This window comes from Mammaliicoccus stepanovicii, assembly GCF_002902525.1.
GTDB lineage: Bacteria > Bacillota > Bacilli > Staphylococcales > Staphylococcaceae > Mammaliicoccus > Mammaliicoccus stepanovicii.
In genome coordinates, this window is record NZ_PPQZ01000062.1 from 25,169 (window position 1) to 42,552 (window position 17,384).

At 31.6% G+C, this 17,384-nt stretch carries 18 protein-coding genes; 4 read left to right on the forward strand and 14 right to left on the reverse strand.

Going from position 1 to position 17,384, the window contains the following annotated elements:
* Nucleotides 1-56: 56 nt before the first annotated feature.
* The 9 genes from CD111_RS09200 to CD111_RS09240 form a co-directional block, all read right to left on the reverse strand.
* Nucleotides 57-713: a type 1 glutamine amidotransferase domain-containing protein gene (locus CD111_RS09200; protein WP_095088076.1), complete on the reverse strand. Its 657-nt coding sequence runs from the start codon at nt 711-713 to the stop codon at nt 57-59.
* An 81-nt stretch (nt 714-794) separates the two neighbouring features.
* Nucleotides 795-1,526 carry a tryptophan synthase subunit alpha gene (trpA, locus tag CD111_RS09205; RefSeq protein ID WP_095088078.1) on the reverse strand — a complete coding sequence of 244 codons (732 nt, stop codon included), beginning with the start codon at nt 1,524-1,526 and terminating at the stop codon, nt 795-797.
* Entirely contained in the window at nt 1,519-2,739 is a 1,221-nt protein-coding gene (gene trpB / locus CD111_RS09210; RefSeq protein WP_095088079.1) for a tryptophan synthase subunit beta, read from the reverse strand. Before trpB ends, trpA begins: the two co-directional genes overlap by 8 nt.
* 5 nt (nt 2,740-2,744) lie before the next feature.
* Entirely contained in the window at nt 2,745-3,362 is a 618-nt protein-coding gene (locus CD111_RS09215) for a phosphoribosylanthranilate isomerase (RefSeq protein WP_095088081.1), read from the reverse strand.
* Nucleotides 3,352-4,146: an indole-3-glycerol phosphate synthase TrpC gene (gene trpC / locus CD111_RS09220; RefSeq protein ID WP_095088083.1), complete on the reverse strand. Its 795-nt coding sequence runs from the start codon at nt 4,144-4,146 to the stop codon at nt 3,352-3,354. The genes CD111_RS09215 and trpC overlap by 11 nt, the downstream gene beginning before the upstream one ends.
* Nucleotides 4,130-5,146 (reverse strand): anthranilate phosphoribosyltransferase, encoded by a 1,017-nt coding sequence (trpD, locus tag CD111_RS09225; protein WP_095088085.1) that lies wholly within the window; start codon nt 5,144-5,146, stop codon nt 4,130-4,132. The genes trpC and trpD overlap by 17 nt, the downstream gene beginning before the upstream one ends.
* On the reverse strand, nt 5,112-5,708 hold the full coding sequence (locus tag CD111_RS09230) for an anthranilate synthase component II (RefSeq protein WP_095088087.1): 597 nt from the start codon (nt 5,706-5,708) through the stop codon (nt 5,112-5,114). The genes trpD and CD111_RS09230 overlap by 35 nt, the downstream gene beginning before the upstream one ends.
* Nucleotides 5,705-7,108, reverse strand: coding sequence for an anthranilate synthase component I (locus CD111_RS09235; RefSeq protein WP_095088089.1), 1,404 nt, complete (start codon nt 7,106-7,108; stop codon nt 5,705-5,707). Before CD111_RS09235 ends, CD111_RS09230 begins: the two co-directional genes overlap by 4 nt.
* A 503-nt stretch (nt 7,109-7,611) precedes the next feature.
* A complete protein-coding gene (locus CD111_RS09240; RefSeq protein WP_095088091.1) occupies nt 7,612-8,658 on the reverse strand; it encodes a M42 family metallopeptidase in 1,047 nt (348 codons plus the stop codon).
* Nucleotides 8,659-8,773: 115 nt separating this feature from the next.
* On the opposite strand from CD111_RS09240, the gene CD111_RS09245 reads away from it, so the two are divergent.
* Both CD111_RS09245 and CD111_RS09250 read left to right on the forward strand, forming a co-directional pair.
* Nucleotides 8,774-9,865 (forward strand): prephenate dehydrogenase, encoded by a 1,092-nt coding sequence (locus CD111_RS09245; RefSeq protein ID WP_095088092.1) that lies wholly within the window; start codon nt 8,774-8,776, stop codon nt 9,863-9,865.
* A gap of 41 nt (nt 9,866-9,906) precedes the next feature.
* Nucleotides 9,907-10,632 (forward strand): MBL fold metallo-hydrolase, encoded by a 726-nt coding sequence (locus CD111_RS09250; RefSeq protein ID WP_095088093.1) that lies wholly within the window; start codon nt 9,907-9,909, stop codon nt 10,630-10,632.
* A gap of 319 nt (nt 10,633-10,951) precedes the next feature.
* Here CD111_RS09250 and CD111_RS09255 read toward each other — a convergent pair whose 3' ends face one another.
* The gene (locus CD111_RS09255) at nt 10,952-11,677 is read right to left on the reverse strand and encodes a DUF3169 family protein (protein WP_095088094.1); all 726 of its coding nucleotides are present in this window, start codon (nt 11,675-11,677) and stop codon (nt 10,952-10,954) included.
* On the reverse strand, nt 11,674-11,877 hold the full coding sequence (locus tag CD111_RS09260) for a helix-turn-helix transcriptional regulator (RefSeq protein ID WP_095088096.1): 204 nt from the start codon (nt 11,875-11,877) through the stop codon (nt 11,674-11,676). The genes CD111_RS09255 and CD111_RS09260 overlap by 4 nt, the downstream gene beginning before the upstream one ends.
* Nucleotides 11,878-12,060: 183 nt before the next feature.
* On the opposite strand from CD111_RS09260, the gene CD111_RS12875 reads away from it, so the two are divergent.
* Both CD111_RS12875 and CD111_RS12880 read left to right on the forward strand, forming a co-directional pair.
* The gene (locus tag CD111_RS12875) at nt 12,061-12,876 is read left to right on the forward strand and encodes an SLC13 family permease (RefSeq protein ID WP_331713002.1); all 816 of its coding nucleotides are present in this window, start codon (nt 12,061-12,063) and stop codon (nt 12,874-12,876) included.
* 93 nt (nt 12,877-12,969) lie between these two features.
* On the forward strand, nt 12,970-13,578 hold the full coding sequence (locus tag CD111_RS12880) for a Na+/H+ antiporter NhaC family protein (protein WP_331713011.1): 609 nt from the start codon (nt 12,970-12,972) through the stop codon (nt 13,576-13,578).
* Between the two features lie 79 nt (nt 13,579-13,657).
* Here CD111_RS12880 and CD111_RS09270 read toward each other — a convergent pair whose 3' ends face one another.
* The 3 genes from CD111_RS09270 to mqo all read right to left on the reverse strand — a co-directional run bounded on the left by CD111_RS09270 (nt 13,658) and on the right by mqo (nt 17,063).
* A complete protein-coding gene (locus CD111_RS09270) occupies nt 13,658-14,074 on the reverse strand; it encodes a VOC family protein (RefSeq protein WP_188350542.1) in 417 nt (138 codons plus the stop codon).
* Between the two features lie 99 nt (nt 14,075-14,173).
* Entirely contained in the window at nt 14,174-15,367 is a 1,194-nt protein-coding gene (locus CD111_RS09275; RefSeq protein ID WP_095088098.1) for a Y-family DNA polymerase, read from the reverse strand.
* Between the two features lie 211 nt (nt 15,368-15,578).
* Nucleotides 15,579-17,063 (reverse strand): malate dehydrogenase (quinone), encoded by a 1,485-nt coding sequence (gene mqo, locus CD111_RS09280; RefSeq protein WP_095088100.1) that lies wholly within the window; start codon nt 17,061-17,063, stop codon nt 15,579-15,581.
* Between the last annotated feature and the right edge of the window lie 321 nt (nt 17,064-17,384).

Here is a 17,384-nt window from a genome sequence, read left to right on the forward strand (position 1 = left end):
ATTTCATAAAGAAAAACCTGTCAATTGACAGGTTTTTCTTTATGAAATATAAATTTTTAAAGTACATTGACTATTTTTTGAGCAACTTCTTCGCTTGAATTCGGATTTTGTCCAGTAACAAATTTACCATCTGCAACTACATGTGATTCAAAATCTACTCCTTTAACAAATCTTGCACCTTGCTTTTCAAGTTCTGTTTGTAGTAAGAATGGCACTGAACCATCTAATTGCATGGCCTTTTCTTCACTGTCAGTAAATGCTGTTAATTTAACGCCATCAACTAAATAATTACCGTCTGGCAGTTTAGCCCCAATAAATGCACTTGGTCCATGACAAACCGCACCTACAACTTTGTTATTATTTTTATAATATGCAAGCATATTTTCTAAATCTTCATTGTTAGGAAAATCAAATACCGTACCATGTCCACCAGGTAAGAATATACCATCGTAATTTTCAAAAACGATATCTTTAATTCCTTTTGTATGTTGTAATTTTTCTAATACATCATGATATTCTTTAGCTTCATCATTTTGAGTAGAATTTGGATCAATCGGTACGCTACCCCCACTTACAGAAGCGATATCAACGTCAACACCATTTTTAATAAATACTTTGTAAGGAATTGCTGCTTCTTCTAGCCATAATCCAGTTGGGTTACCATCCTTAAATTGAGATGCATTTGTAACAACTATGAGTACTTTTTTGCTCATTAGAAACACTCCTTTTACATTTGTTAAATTTAATTATACATGATATCTATTTCATTTTCTTCTTGTAAGGGTTATACACAATTATGCTTCGTCTAAAGCACTTCTAATAGATTGCAAGTAACTGATTGTATCATTAATTTGATCTCGTTGTAATCTTTTGACGATTTCACTTCCAATTACGATACCATCACTAAATGATTTAAATTCATGTGCATGTTCGACTGTTTTAATTCCAAACCCACATACTACAGGAACATTTGAATGTTTCTGTATGTAAGCTATTTTATTTTTAAGGCCTTCATGAAACCCTTTATCATCTCCTGTTGAGCCATTCATTGTAACAGTATAAATAAATCCTTCAGCTTTTTCTGCAATTTTTTTAATTCTGTCTTCACTAGATGTCATCGCGATAAGTGAAATGAGTTTCACGTTACTGCCTTTTAATTTTTCTTTAAATTTCTCACCTAATTCAAACGGTAAATCAGGAATAATTAGACCATATACATTTGCCTCAGAAATACGTTTAATGAAACGTTCAACACCATAATAATCGATTAAATTGTAATATGTCATAAATAAATATGGTGTTTTTATGTCGTCTTTATGCTCGATTAGTTGGTCGATTATCTTATTGACATTCATTCCTTGTTGGATTGCTTCTTGTCCAGCTTTCATTATCGTTGGACCATCTGCCACCGGATCTGAAAACGGTAAACCAATTTCAATAAAGTCTGCTCCATTATCATCCATTATCTTAAGTGATTGTATGAAATCTTTATTTCCCATTATATAAGGTATAAATAGTTTACTCATATTGACCAGTCTCCTCACCTTGCATATACTTACGAATTGTTTCCATATCTTTATCTCCTCTACCAGATACAGTTACAACTATAATTTCATCTTTACTCATTTTTGGTGCAAGTTTTTCTACGTAGCTTAACGCATGTGCACTTTCGATAGCTGGAATAATACCTTCTAATTGTGTGAATCGGATTAGTGAATCCATCGCTTCTTTGTCACTAGCATTAGGGTATTCTACACGACCAATATTATGATAATAACTGTGTTCTGGTCCAACACCAGGGTAATCTAAGCCTGCTGAAATAGAATGTGCAAGTTCAACTTGTCCATCTTCATTTTGAATTAAATACATTCTAGAGCCGTGTAATACACCTGGTTTACCTTTATTAATAGCTAAAGCATGTTTATTTGTATCATTACCTTTTCCTGCAGCTTCAACGCCATATAATTTAACTGAAGTATCATTTACAAATGGATAGAATGTACCAATTGCATTAGATCCTCCACCAATACAAGCAACGATTGCATCTGGAAGTTTATTTTCTTTTTCTAGAATTTGCGTTTTGATTTCTTTGCCGATAACACTTTGTAAATCTCTTACGATGGTTGGGAATGGGTGTGGACCAAGTGCTGATCCAAGTAAGTAATGCGTATCTTCTACATTTGAGACCCAATATTGTAATGCTTTGTTTACTGCATCTGACAATGTACCTTGTCCATCTGTTACTGGAACAACTTTCGCCCCTAGTAATTCCATTCTAAAAACATTTAATGCTTGTCTTTCAATGTCTTCTTCACCCATAAACACGATAAGTTCCATATCAAATAATGCTGCTATTGTGGCGCTTGCTACACCATGCTGTCCAGCACCAGTTTCTGCCACTAATTTTCTTTTTCCCATCTTTTTAGCGATTAGTGCTTGTCCTAATGCGTTGTTTATTTTGTGTGCGCCAGTGTGATTTAAATCTTCACGTTTTAAATAAATTTTTGCGCCACCAAGTTCTTCAGTATAACGTTCGGCATATGTTAATGGCGTTTCTCGTCCTACGTAATCTTTTAAATATGCATTTAATGTGCGATGAAATTCAGGATCCTGTTTTAATTCTTGATAAGTATCATTTAATTCTTGAACAGCAGGCATTAATGTTTCTGGTACATATTGACCACCAAATTCCCCGAAAAATCCTAAATCATCTGCTTCAAGCTGTATATCTTTAACCATTTATATCATCCCTTCAATTCTTTGAGTAACGTTTTAATTTTAGTAATATCTTTCATTCCATTTGATTCAATTCCACTTGAAATATCATAACCTGTATTATTTAAATCGAGTGTTTCGATATGTTTTATTTTTTCTAAATCTAAACCACCAGCAATTAAATACGGCATATCTTTTATGCTTTCTAACATCGACCAATCAAATGAAACACCTGTCCCACCATATTGTTTAGATGGCGTATCAATTAAAAATAAATCTACATATTCAGAATACATTTGAATATTTTCTAGAAGATTTTGATCGGCTGGTATCGCTTTAAATATTTTAATTTGTGGGTATTGTCGCTTCGTATCTTTAATAAATTCGATACTTTCATCACCATGAAATTGAATAGTATTTATTGACGTTTGTTCAACTAAGTCATTAATTTCTTGTGATGTTGGATTAACAACTACTGCGACTTTATCCACTTCATCTGGGATGTTGTTTGCAAGTATTTGAATATTTTCTACAGATACAAATCGTTTGCTTTTAGGGTATGTGATAAATCCAATTGCATCCACTTTATTATCAACGGCAGCTTTAATGGATTTCGATTCTTTAAATCCACAACATTTAATGTACATCCTTTCCACCTCTTTTTAACAATCTTAAACTTGGTAAAAATGTTGATAAATCAGGATGTTTCATTAAGGATTCGCCTATCAGGACACCATCAATACCACTACCGACAATAGTTTCAACATCTTCTATCGTACGAATGCCACTTTCTGATATATATGTCACGCCCGGTTTCATATCTGTTAATATTTCATTTGTATGATTAACTTTCGTCACAAATCGTTTTAAATCTCTATTGTTTACACCGATTAATTCAGAATTAATATGATGTGCAATTTCTAATTCCTCTTTATCATGAACTTCTACTAATACTTCTAGACCTTTGCTTTTAGCATAGTCGTATAATTCTTTTAATTTATCTTCATTTAATACATTCACAATTAACAATATGATAGATGCACCAACATGTTTTGCTAAATCAATTTGTTTCTTATCAATCATAAAATCTTTGCATAAAACAGGTAATGATGTTTTGATTGTTAACTTCTGTAATCGTTCATAACTACCATCAAAATACTTTTCATCAGTAAGAATGGAAATAGCTGAGGCACCATATTGCTCGTATTGCTCTATTTGCGTTGCCATATCCTTTTTAGGAATATCTGAAACGGTCGGACTTTTTGCTTTTAGTTCCGCAATAATGTTTAACTTATCATCGTTTTTCACAATGCTTAAAAATGTATCTTTGTGTTCTATATTTACTGAATCTAATTCAGATAGCTTTTTGTCATAATAATTTTCTGAAAGTAAGGCTTTCTTATATTCTACAATTTCATCCAATATTGTCATAAACTTCTCCTCCAACTTTCTCAAGTATGTTAATAGCTTCGCCGTTATCAATTAAGTGTTTAGCCATTAATATTCCGTTCGCGATTGATTCTACTTTATCACCAATATATAATGCTAACGCAGCATTTAATACGACGACATCACGTTTCGGCCCTTGATCTACTCCAGTCAAAATATCTAGCGTAATTCTTTTGTTTTCTTCTGGCGTGCCACCTTTTAATGCTTCATTATCTGCAACTTGTAGTCCAAAGTCTTTAGCATTAACTTTATAGTTTTTAATACCATATTCTCTTGAAACCTCATAAATATGATTATCTCCTGACAACGTTGCTTCATCCATTCCACCAGCGCCATGTAGAACAATTGCACGTTTACGCCCCATTTTGTACAGAGCGTTCGCAATAATTTCTAACTTACTTTCATCGTAAATGCCCATAACTTGATAATCTAACTCATAAGGATGAATCATAGGGCCAATTAAATTAAAAGTTGTTGGTGTAGGAATAGATTTCCTTACAGGTTGTATGGCTTTCATTATAGGATACGTTTCAGTTGCACTTAAGAAGGCTAAGTTAGATTGTTCAACTACATCTGTCGCTTCTTGTATAGGTGTCGTGTGAATGTTTAAAGCTGATAATATATCAACGCTTCCTGTTTTAGATGTAATACTTTTATTCCCGTGCTTTAATACTTTTAATCCAGCAGCTGCAACTATAAATGAAGCTGTCGTTGAAATATTAAAGCTACCTGAATGATCTCCACCTGTACCGCAAACACATATACTATCTTGAACATATGGTCTTTCTTTATATGTTGTTTCAATTAAGTTTTCTGCCAAGTTTGTAATTTCTTGTGAAGACACACCCTTCATACTCAATGCTACTAAGTGTGCTACTTTTAATGAGAAATCTTTTTCTTCATCCGTCAAAAATTCCACAAATTCTTTCATTTCGTTCTCATTTAAATCACGATATTGTATCAGCTGTTTTAATGTGTTCATACTGAGCACCTTCCTTCGTTATTTCAATAAATGATTTGATAATGACTTCACCATAATCAGATGCAAATGATTCAGGGTGATATTGTATGCCAAAATGTGGTCTGTTTTCATGTTCAAAAGATTGAATAGCGTCTTCAGTTCTTCCAGTGACTATCAAATCACTTGGAAATGATGTTTCGTCACTTATTAATGAATGATATCTCATAATATTAAAGCCATCTTTGCATTGTTTATATAATTTAGAATCATTTACCAATGAAATTTGATCTACTTTACCATGTTTAACTTCTTTACCAACTATCACATCTCCACCATAATATGAAGTCAATGCTTGTGCACCTAAGCAAATACCTAATATTGGTTTATGTGCATATGCATCGATTATTTGTCTTAAATCATTAGTATCGTCTGGATGTCCCGGCCCTGGTGATATGACGACTCCATCTACTTCTAAATTTAACGGTGCTTCGTCAGGGTGAAGAATAATCACGTCATCAAATTGTTTTATTAAATCAACTAAGTTATATGTGAATGAATCATAGTTATCAATTACTAAAATCATGGGGATACCTCCAGTAGACTTTTTGCTTTTATCATTGTTTCTTTTAATTCTTTTTCTGGATTTGAGTCATACACAACGCCACACCCAGCCTCAACATTTACATATGTTTCATCAACTACCATTGTTCGAATTGTCAGCGCAAAATCTAAATCATGATTACAATTAATGTAACCTACTCCGCCAGCATAAATGCCTCGCTTTTGTTTTCTATTTTCATAAATTCTTGTAATGGCTCTTGTTTTAGGTGCTCCGGATACTGTCCCAGCTGGTAATAATGCTGAAATCATTTGAAGCGGTGTAATGTCAGGTTTAATTTTCCCTTCAACGATTGTCACGATATGCATAACATGTTCGAATTTTTCAACAATCATAAGCTTTGGCATATAAACCGTGCCAGTTTGAGCAATTATATTTAAATCATTTCGACCTAAATCAACAAGCATTCGATGTTCAGATAATTCTTTCTCGTCTGTGATTAAATCCATTTCATTTTGTTTATCTTCAGCATCTGTTGTCCCACGTTTATTTGTGCCTGCTATAGGATTTGTTGTAATTATATCGCCTTGTTTCTTTATAAAACTTTCTGGTGAAGAACCAATAATTGTCCTATTGTCATCATCTAAATAATACATATAAGGGCTTGGATTTTGTCTTTTTAATTTTTTATACAATTGAAGTTTGAGTTTGTCTTTATTTAATTCATCAAAATAATGTTTATATTTATAAATTCTTGAAGGCACTACTTGGAACATATCACCTTGAGTAATAAGCGATTTATAATAAATAACCTCATCAATAAAATCTTGTTCAGAAATATTCGTTTCTAGCTCACCTCTTACATGATGTTCAATCGCATTTTGAAATACTGGTACTGCTTTTAAATCTTGAACCATTTGTTGAACTGTTTTCTCAATAGCTGTTTCACTTTTCCCACTAAACAAATTAGTGGCAATAATGTATAGTTCTTCTTTAAAGTGATCAAACACATATACGGATTCAACAAGATTAAATGAAGCATCTGGATACTGTGACTCAACTTTAATATCTCTTAAAATTTTATTTCTATATCTTACTAAATCAAAACTACAATAACCTATCATTCCAGAGATAAAGGGTAAATGTTGTAATTCATCAGGAATATTTGAAACTTTCATTTCATTTATAAGATCTTCTAATGCGTTATATGGATCTTCTTTAGTTTTTTCTTCTTTATGATTTACTTTTACTTGAAGATATTCATCATATAAATTCACTTTACCTATTGCATCAAATGCAACGATTGAAAATCTTCCTTTCATTTGATCGGTACTTGCACTTTCTAAAATCATTTTGTTGTTTTTTATTTGACCTAAAGTTTCTGGTGTTATATCTGCATTTAATTTTTTAAATTGTATATTCATTATGATCCTCCTAAAAATAAAAACCGCGCATAAACATCCTAAATAACAGGACGCATATGCGCGGTACCACCTTGATTAATAAGTATATACTTATTCACTCATTCAATATTCATTTGTACGACATAATCCCCAATTTTAAATTAAAGTGTGTTAGTTTTCATCAACCACTAACTTTCTGTTTGCTACTTTCTTTAATTTATACTTATGATTACTGATTTTTTGAAACAAAAAAGACACCACAATAACGCAATCTGTAAGGACGCGTTACCGTGGTGCCACCTTAGTTAACATTTAAAAATTATGTTCACTTTAATTATTATAAAATTATAATTGAAAGCCCAATTCTCTCATTGTGTGTTGTGCTAATTTACATCACCCATTAGCTTTCTATTTGCTACAAACATCACGAGATACTTATCTTTCAACCCTCGAAGCATTTACTTCGAATGAATTAAGTAAAACTATACGAGAAATAATTATAATTGTCAACCCTATTTCATAAATTAACTGTTTATTTCCGAAAGGCAATACGCTCTCAATAATTTTTCACTTTCAATAATGGAATCTTCGTGCGTTCTTTCTAATGCATGAGACGATTCAATACCTGCACCGAATAATCCATGACGAATATCGGCTCCAGCAGATAACGCGGCCGAAGCATCTGACGCATAATATGGGTATATATCCAGTTTATACTTGATATCATGTTCTTTACATAAGGATACGAAGTGATTTCTTAAACCTACATGATATGGACCTGACGCATCTTTCACACAAATGGAAACAGTATATTCATCTGACGCTTGACCGTCACCTAATGCCCCCATATCAAATGCAATCAATTCTACTACGTTTTCTGGAATGCTTGAATTCGATCCATATCCAATTTCTTCGTTATTTGATATATAGAAAATAGTAGTATGTGGTAATTCAACATGATCGTCTTTTAAATATTTTAAAAATTGTAAAATCATAGCCACACTTGCTTTATCATCTAAATGTCTTGATTTTACAAAACCTGAAGAAGTATGTACGAATCTAGGGTCAAAACTGATAGCATCCCCTATTTCAATTCCAAGTGCTCTCGTATCATCAGCAGTGAATACTTTTTCATCTATACGAACTTCCATATGATCTTTATCTCTAGGAATTTCATTATTATTCTTGTAAACATGAACACTTGTTTCATGTAAACAAATCGTACCTGTAATCTCTTTGCCTGATTGCGTCGTGATGGTACAATATTCACCTTCAATTGCATTGAAATGAAAACCACCAATCAAATCTAATTGAATTCTACCATCATCTTTAATATCTTTAACGATTGCACCTAGTGTGTCGACATGTGCAGTTATGAGTCGCTGTTCTTTATTGTTTTTACCAGGAACATGAATTAGCAAACCGCCTTTATGTGTTACACTCGTATCATAATTTAAAGATTTAGCAAATTGATTGCAATAATCAATTGCCGGATCTGCAAAACCTGATGGACTGTTAATATTAACTAGTTCTTCAATAGTGTTGATTGTTTCTTGAACATTGATAGTCATTTTCCCCACTCCTTACATCATTTATGTTCATTTTATACTTTTAAAAAAATAAATCAATAACACTTGCTTTTACTCACTATCTTACTTTAAACTATTAAAGTATTGGAGGGATTTTATGCAACGCATATTCATAGTAGGACTCGGTTTAATTGGAGGCAGTTTAATTTCGAACATTAAATACCATCATCCACATATACATATTATCGGTTATGACTATTTTGAAAAACATTCTGAAATCGCAAAATCAATGGGTATGATTGATGAAATAGCTGAAGATTTTGAAAGTGTTGCTAGCACCGTTGATTTAATTATATTAGCCACACCAGTCAAACAATCAATCGAATACGGTAAACGACTTCTTGAAATTGAAACTAAAAATGGATTAATCGTAACGGATACTGGTAGCACTAAATTAGGTTTAAGTACTTTAGAAACAGATTTATTAAATAAAAACATTCACCTTATTGGTGGACATCCTATGGCCGGCAGCCATAAATCAGGTGTTACTAATTCTAAGAAACACCTTTTTGAAAATGCCTATTATATTTTGATACATGATCATAAAGAAAATGAAGTAGCACACGATGAAGTTAAATGGCTATTAGAACAGACGAAAGCTAAATTTATTAAAATGTCAGCCAAAGAACATGATTATGTAACGGGGGTAGTTAGTCACTTTCCACACGTTATTGCATCAAGTTTAATTCACATGAATGAAGAAAATACACAAGTGTCTGAATATGTAAGAACACTTGCGGCTGGTGGCTTTAGAGACATTACGCGAATTGCAAGTAGTAATGCAGATATGTGGCGAGATATTACACTTGAAAATAAAGACCATCTCGTAACGTTAATGGAAAATTGGATCGAACAAATGGAACAAATTAAAGATCTTATTAGTGAGGGTAATCCTACCTTAATACACGATTTTTATCAATCAGCCAAAACATATCGAGATGAACTACCTATAAAAGAACAAGGGGCATTAACATCTACATTTGATTTATATGTAGATATCCCCGATGAGCCGGGCATGATAAGCAAAGTCACACAAATTCTTGGTTCTAATCGAATATCTATTACCAATATACGCATCCTTGAAGTTAGAGAAGACATCATGGGTGCACTAAGATTAAGTTTCAAATCAAGTTATGATAGGGATAGAGCAATAGAAGCGTTAAGTACTTTCGATACGTATACTTTATAACATGTTATAATTAGCCTATTCTGTTGAAAAGGAAGATTATTTTGACACTTAAAAAGATAAGCCCAAATATTTATATACTCCCATTTGATAAAGAAAGAGATCGACCAAATATCGGCTATATCCATGGCGATAAATACAGTATGCTTATTGATACTGGTAATTCACCTGCACATTTAAATGATATGTTAAATGAAATTAAACAACTAAATTTGCCAATACCTACAGTTGCTTTAATCACACATTGGCATTGGGATCATACTTTTGCAATGCACGCATTCGATGGCATTACTGTTGCAGAACGAGAAACGAATCAAATGTTAAAAAAACTTGAAACATGGAATTGGACGAAAGACGACATGCAACAAAGATTAGTTTCAGGTGAAGAATGTGAATTTTGTGATACCCATATTAAGATAGAATACGAAGATGTTTCGACAATTCAGGTCGTTCATTCAAATATTGAATTTGAAGATCATATACATTTTGATTTAGGTAATATAACAATTGAAGTACAAAGAATGATAAACCCACATTCTGATGATGGTGTTATCGCTTATTGTAAAGAAGAACAAGTATTATTTGCTGGAGACGCTGATTCTGGTGAATACTATTTATTGGATGGTGGTTATGATAATGAAAGATTTTATCATTATATAAAATCAGTAGATAAATATGACTTTAACACTTATATTCATGGTCACTTAGATCCAATGAACAAAGAAGAACTGAAATCATTTTGGAAACAAATAGAAGCGGAAGACTTGTAATCACTTGATAACTAAAAAATAAGAGTTGAAGACATCAATTGTTTCAATCTTTATCAAAACGAGAAAATCACTTGCCATGATGATTTTCTCGTTTTTATGATTGTATAGACTTTTTCAATTGAATTATGATATGCACTAAACAGTCTTGGATTACGTCGGCAATTAATCCACGAAATGATGAAAATCATGGAATTTATAATCTTAACTTCACAAATTAAAGCAGAAGAATTTCAGATTTGAATCTGATTTTCTTCTGCTTTTATGTTTCAGTATCTTCTTTGTCCTATAATAGTTTTATTATATAAACAATTAAATCACACTATATTGTCTCTGTTGCTTTTTTAGTGAAGTACATTGTATTCACTAAATATAATATAATCATGAGTGTAACTGAGACAAATTGATTATGATTTGATACCAATGAATATATTGATGAAATAGCTATAAATGTGATTATTAATTGTTGATTTAGCACGTATGTTTTGTGTAACGCTAATAGTGTAATATATTGTTCACCACTATCCATCATATTAATCAATTTTTCATTTAATTTTTTATCACCTGGCTTTGGATAATCTCTTTCTGGATATATTTTACCCATTTGTGTTAAATAGCCATATGAAAGCATTGCACCAACAAACATCGTAATAATCATAATACACATAGAAAGTAAACTAGGTTTTTCAGCTATATTAATGATGATATTTATCATGAATAAACCAATCGTCGTAATTAATCCTAATATGACTGGTGGTACGATTAATAATTTTTCAATACGTTCTTCAATTTCATCTTCATTTTCTATACTAATATTTTGCATTCTAAGTTTCTTTATTTTTCTATAAACGTTCATTAATGTCATGACTAAAATGACGGCGACAATCGCTAAAATGATAATGATTACATTGCTTTGATTTGTAGTAAGATTAAAATCTATATATTTATGATTATTCACTAATATCCAACTCACCATTAAGCCTACAAAGCCACCAATTAATCCGTATAATACTAAGTAACCAAACAGCACGATTTTACTTTTTTTCATAATTCTTCCTCCTCAAAAATAAATACTTCCTCTACGTTTTCTTTAAGTATTCTAGCAATCCTAACAGCAGTTAAAATTGAAGGCATAAAATTATTTCGTTCAATTAAGGAAACAGTTTGTCTTGAAATACCTGCCCTCTTCGCAAGTTCTGTTTGATTAAATCCTTCACGAGCCCTCAATTCTTTAACTCTATTTTTCATAAGTATCACCTACCATATTCAATATACACCATAATAGTCATAATGACAAATATACTTGTCATTATGACTATTATGGTTATAATTTTTGTTTATCTTCTAAAAATCTCATTTACTATTCGTTCATAATATGAAATGATTTAAACTATCATATAATTCAGAATTTTCAAATGGGGGGGTATTTTTATGGAGCATTTTGGTTTTTGGTCAATTATTCCGCCGTTAATAGCGATTGTTATGGTCTTATTAACGCGAAGTGTTATCGTATCGCTATTTATAGGGTTATTTTCAGGTATTCTTCTTATTACAAGTTTTAATCCTATATCTTCATTAAAAAAACTATTAGGTGATTATTTATTTACTACTGTAGCAGATGAATATAACGCTGGGATTCTTATTCTATTAGTATTTATTGGAGGATTCGTTGCTTTACTCGAACAATCAGGCGGAGCAAAAGCTTTTGCCAATAAGTTTATTTCAGGCTCCAAAAACAGAATTAAAATTCAACTTGCTGCTTGGTTTAGTGGTATTGTCATTTTCTTCTCTGAAATGGGTACACCACTAATTGTCGGTCCTATTTATGAAAGTCTATTTGATAAAGCAAAGATTTCAAGAGAAAAATTAGCATGGATTATAGATTCAACAGCGTCACCAGTATCTGTCATGGTGCCATTTATTGGTTGGGGTGTTTATATTATGGGGTTAATCGATACTGAGTTTAAACGATTAAATATCGACATCACGTCATGGGATGCCTTTATCTCATCCTTACCATATTTTATTTATCCAGTTCTTGCTGTGTTTATCGTACCTTTAATCATTATCTTAAAATTAGATTTTGGTCCAATGAAAAAAGCAGAAGATCGTATAAAGCATACAGGTGAGATATATTGGCCAGATTCTAAACCACTTCGTGAAAGTGTAAATTCTGATGATAAAACTGCATCTTTAAGTAAACCGATATTAATTTGGTTACCTATTTTAATTTTAATCATTTCTTGATTTAGTTTACTTGCTCCTAAAGGGTTTCCATTTCAAAGTGTTGAAGGCAAAGATTTCAGAATTGCATTATCTTTATCTTATTTCTTTGCCGCGATATCAATCATACTTATGATGGTTATATTTAAGATCAAAACGATTAGTCAATCTCTTAATATATACACATCTGGCATGAAAAATATGATGGATATTTTGATTATTTTAGTATTGGCTTGGTCCCTAGGAAGTGTGCTAGATAAATTAGATACAGCGAACTACATCGTTCAAATTATTGATGGCACAATACCACCTGCAGTTGTACCAGCTTTAATCTTTTTAGTTGGTGCATGTATGTCATTTGCTAACGGTACATCTTGGGGTACATTTGCAATTATGTTACCATTGGCAATACCTTTAGGCCATCACTTAGACATTCCATTAACAGTATGTATCGGAGCTGTTATATCAGGAGGTATATTTGGAGACCATAGTTCGCCAATATCAGATACAACTATATTATCTTCAACTGGAGCTGGTGCAGACCATAAAGATCACAACAAAACACAAGTGCCCATTGCAATATTTAATGGATCTGTAACAGCAATTGCATTACTTATTACAAGCATGATAGATTTTAAATTCACACTTTTATTCGCCCTTTTCCTTATGATAATTGGCGTGATAATATTAAGTAAATTTAAGAAAAACCAATATCAAAAAACTTAAATAAAAACAGCTCATATTTTAAGGATAAATAAATCCCTAAAATATGAGCTGTTTTATATATAAAATCTAGATTGATTTACTATTCTTGATGGGTATAACATAAATCCCAACCTATCCCAAATTTATCAATAACTTTAGCATAAGTTTGATTCCAAAACATTTCTTGTAATTCCATCTTAACTTGTCCATCTTCTTTAAAAATATTATAGACTTCTTTAAGTTTATCTTCACTTTCAAATTCTAAAACAATATATATGTTGTGGCTTTTATTCAGTGAATCGTCATCATTCGGTATATCTGAAAACATAAATAACTGACCATCCACTTCTAACTGTGCATGTAAAATTCTCTTAGAATCTTGTGCCGCATCTATACCTGCGTCACCATAAGTCTGTGATTCTCTTACACTTCCATCTAGCGCTTCACTATAAAATGCCATTGCATCCTCGCAAGTTCCATTAAAGTAAAGATAAGGTGTAACTTGTTTAATCAACATGCACCACTCCCCATATTTAATTGTATACGTATATAAGTATATAAATGAGTGTAATTTTTGTCAAATCTTTAAATAATACACATTTCCAAATTACGTAAATTAAGAAATTGTACGTTCACTAGTTATTATACTACTATCTTTAACCATCTTTAAAATAGATTCATTTCTTAATCGTTCATATTCATTAATAAACAAATTTAACTCCCTTGCTCTAGCCGGAATAAATGTATTTAAAGCAATACTTATAGATTTGTAATAAGCATGTTTATCACATAATTCTGAAGCAAAACTCCATATAATCTTGAATATATCTGTAGATAAATTAGTGCCGTCTCTTAGTGTGTATGTTTTAGTGATTTCACCATCAGTCATGTAATCCATTGTAAATGAAATGGATGTCGTTAATAAATCTCTATGTCTAAGTTGGTTAGTTGCTTCTTCTACTAATTCTAACATGGCATGTTTAGTTTCTAAGTAATGGTATTCATATTCAAAATTTCGAATTAAATGAATATTTGGTCTCTCAATCGAGTGCGCTTTGCCAATTACATTTACATCTATTCCGTTGGCATGCATTTGTAATTCTTTAGCAAGTAAACCTACTTTATCACTTAATGATGCTTGTGACATGAGGGCAATATCACCAACCGTAAAAATACCACAATTATTTAAGAGTTGTTCCACTCTTTCGTTGATCCCCCATAGCGTACTGAGTGAATTAATTGCCCATAATTTCTTCCTAATATCTTGATAATCCCATTCAATAATCGTTTCACTATTAAATGCTGTTTCAACATCTTTCGAAACTTTACTTAATAACATATTTGGTCCGATACCTATTAAGCATTGAATATGACATGCTTCTTTAATTTCAGTTTGTATGTGCTCAGCTATCAATGAAAGATTCTTACCCGTAGATTCAATATAATCCGTAAAATCTATAAAAATTTCATTAATATCATATTGATAAATATCTTCGAATGTTACATAACGAAAAAGTATATGATATAACCTATTAGTAAAATCTACATAGTATTTCATATTTGGATTAATGATGTAAATGTCATTTCGTTGTGGGAGTTCAAACAGTCTTGATCCAACTTTTACACCTATATCTTGCAATCCTTGCGTTGCAGCCAATACGACAGCTCCTCGTTTCTTTGTATTAGAAATAACCGCTAGCTTGTCTACTTGTGGATTTAGACCTTTAGAAATACAAGAAACACTAGCAAAAAAATCACCCAAATCTATGCATAGTACGTTCCTTTGTTCGTATAAACTATTATCAAACATGACATCACCCTCAACCGTTTAGTATTTAATATCATTATATACGAACATACGTTCTATTTCAACAATTATATCCCCTTCTAATTGATATACTCTTATCAGAACTTATATATACATATTTCTTCAATCATTGAATGTATTTCGTTATAAAAATAAATAAAGCAGTAAAAACTCTTATTAAAGAATTTTCACTGCCCATTATATTTCAATATATTTACTTATATAGTCCTAATGCTTTAGATGTTGAACTATTAATTTCATCAAATAAATCTGGATGATCAGATAATTGTAATCTAAATGAAGGTATCATTTGTTTAATTTTATCTTCCCATTGTGGAAAATCTTGTGGGAAGCATTTTTCGAGTAATTGTAACATAACATGTACAGCGGTTGACGCACCCGGAGATGCACCTAATAACGCTGATATTGAACCGTCATCACTTGTTACAAGTTCTGTACCAAATTGTAGTGTACCTTTACCGCCTTCTTTAGTATCTTTAATGACTTGTACACGTTGACCGGCAACAACGATTTCCCAATCTTCTAATTTAGCGTTAGGTATAAATTCTTTTAATTCTTCTAAACGCTTTTCATCAGATAATAAAACTTGCTCAACTAAATACTTAGTTAGACCCATTTCTTTTAAACCTGCTGATAACATAGTTAAGACATTGTTTGGCTTAACTGATCCTAATAAATCTATATTAGATCCAGTCTTCAAGAATTTTGGTGAAAATCCTGCAAATGGTCCAAATAGTAAAGACCTCTTACCTTCAATGTATCTTGTATCTAAATGTGGTACTGACATTGGAGGTGCGCCCACTTTTGCTTTACCATAAACTTTAGCATCGTGCTTAGCAATAACTTCATCATTATTACAAACCATAAACAACCCACTAACTGGGAAGCCACCTATATTTGAGGCTTGTTTGATACCTGTTTTTTGTAACAATGGTAAACTTCCACCACCAGCACCGATAAATACAAAATTAGCATTATGATATTCTGTTGTTTTTGTTTCACTATTATAAATTTTTAGTTGCCAAGTATTGTCTTGGTTTCTTCTTAAATTTTGAACTGAATGATTAAAATTCAATTCAACACCTTTATCTTGTAAATCATCAAATAAAGAACGTGTTAAATTACCAAAATTCACATCAGTCCCAGATTCGATTTTAGTAGCTGCTATTTTATCATGAGATGGTCTACCCTCCATCATTAAAGGCATCCAGTGCTTTAAAGTTTCAAAGTCATCAGTAAAAGTCATACCGTTAAATAATGGGTTTTTAGATAATGCGTCACAACGTTTTTTAAGAAATTCTATATTATGATCACCGTAAACAAAACTCATATGTGGAACTGGACGAATGAAATCTTCCGGATTAGTTAATTGTCCTTGATTAACAAGGTATGTCCAGAATTGTTTCGATAACTGAAATTGCTCGTTAATTTGTATTGCCTTATCTATGTTAACTGAACCATCTGATTCTTCTTTCGTATAATTCATTTCACATAAGGCTGAGTGACCAGTCCCTGCATTATTCCATTCGTTTGAACTTTCTTCAGCAGGTTTTGATAATTTTTCAAATAATTTAATTTCTAAGTTTGGTGATAATTCCTTAAGCATCACACCTAAAGTAGCACTCATTATGCCACCACCAATTAATATTACATCTGTTTTCTTATGTATTGACTTCATAATGAATTACAGAGCCCCTTTCAATATTAATCTACTCATCTATATATGCTTAAATATAAGTATACAGAATTTCAGTTATAAAATTTGTTTACATAATCCTATGTATATTCTCATTATAAACCTTATAAACACATTTAAAAAGCAACAACCAATTAACAAAGTGTAATAAAACAAAAATATGAACTTCTTACATTAAAATAGCGATTAAATAGTGTGTCATAATGAGGAATTTAACATAATTAGTATAGCACATTTCTTAAATATAGGTTTACTATTTTTTAAAAAAACAATTATAGTTTACATAATAAAGTTATGATAATT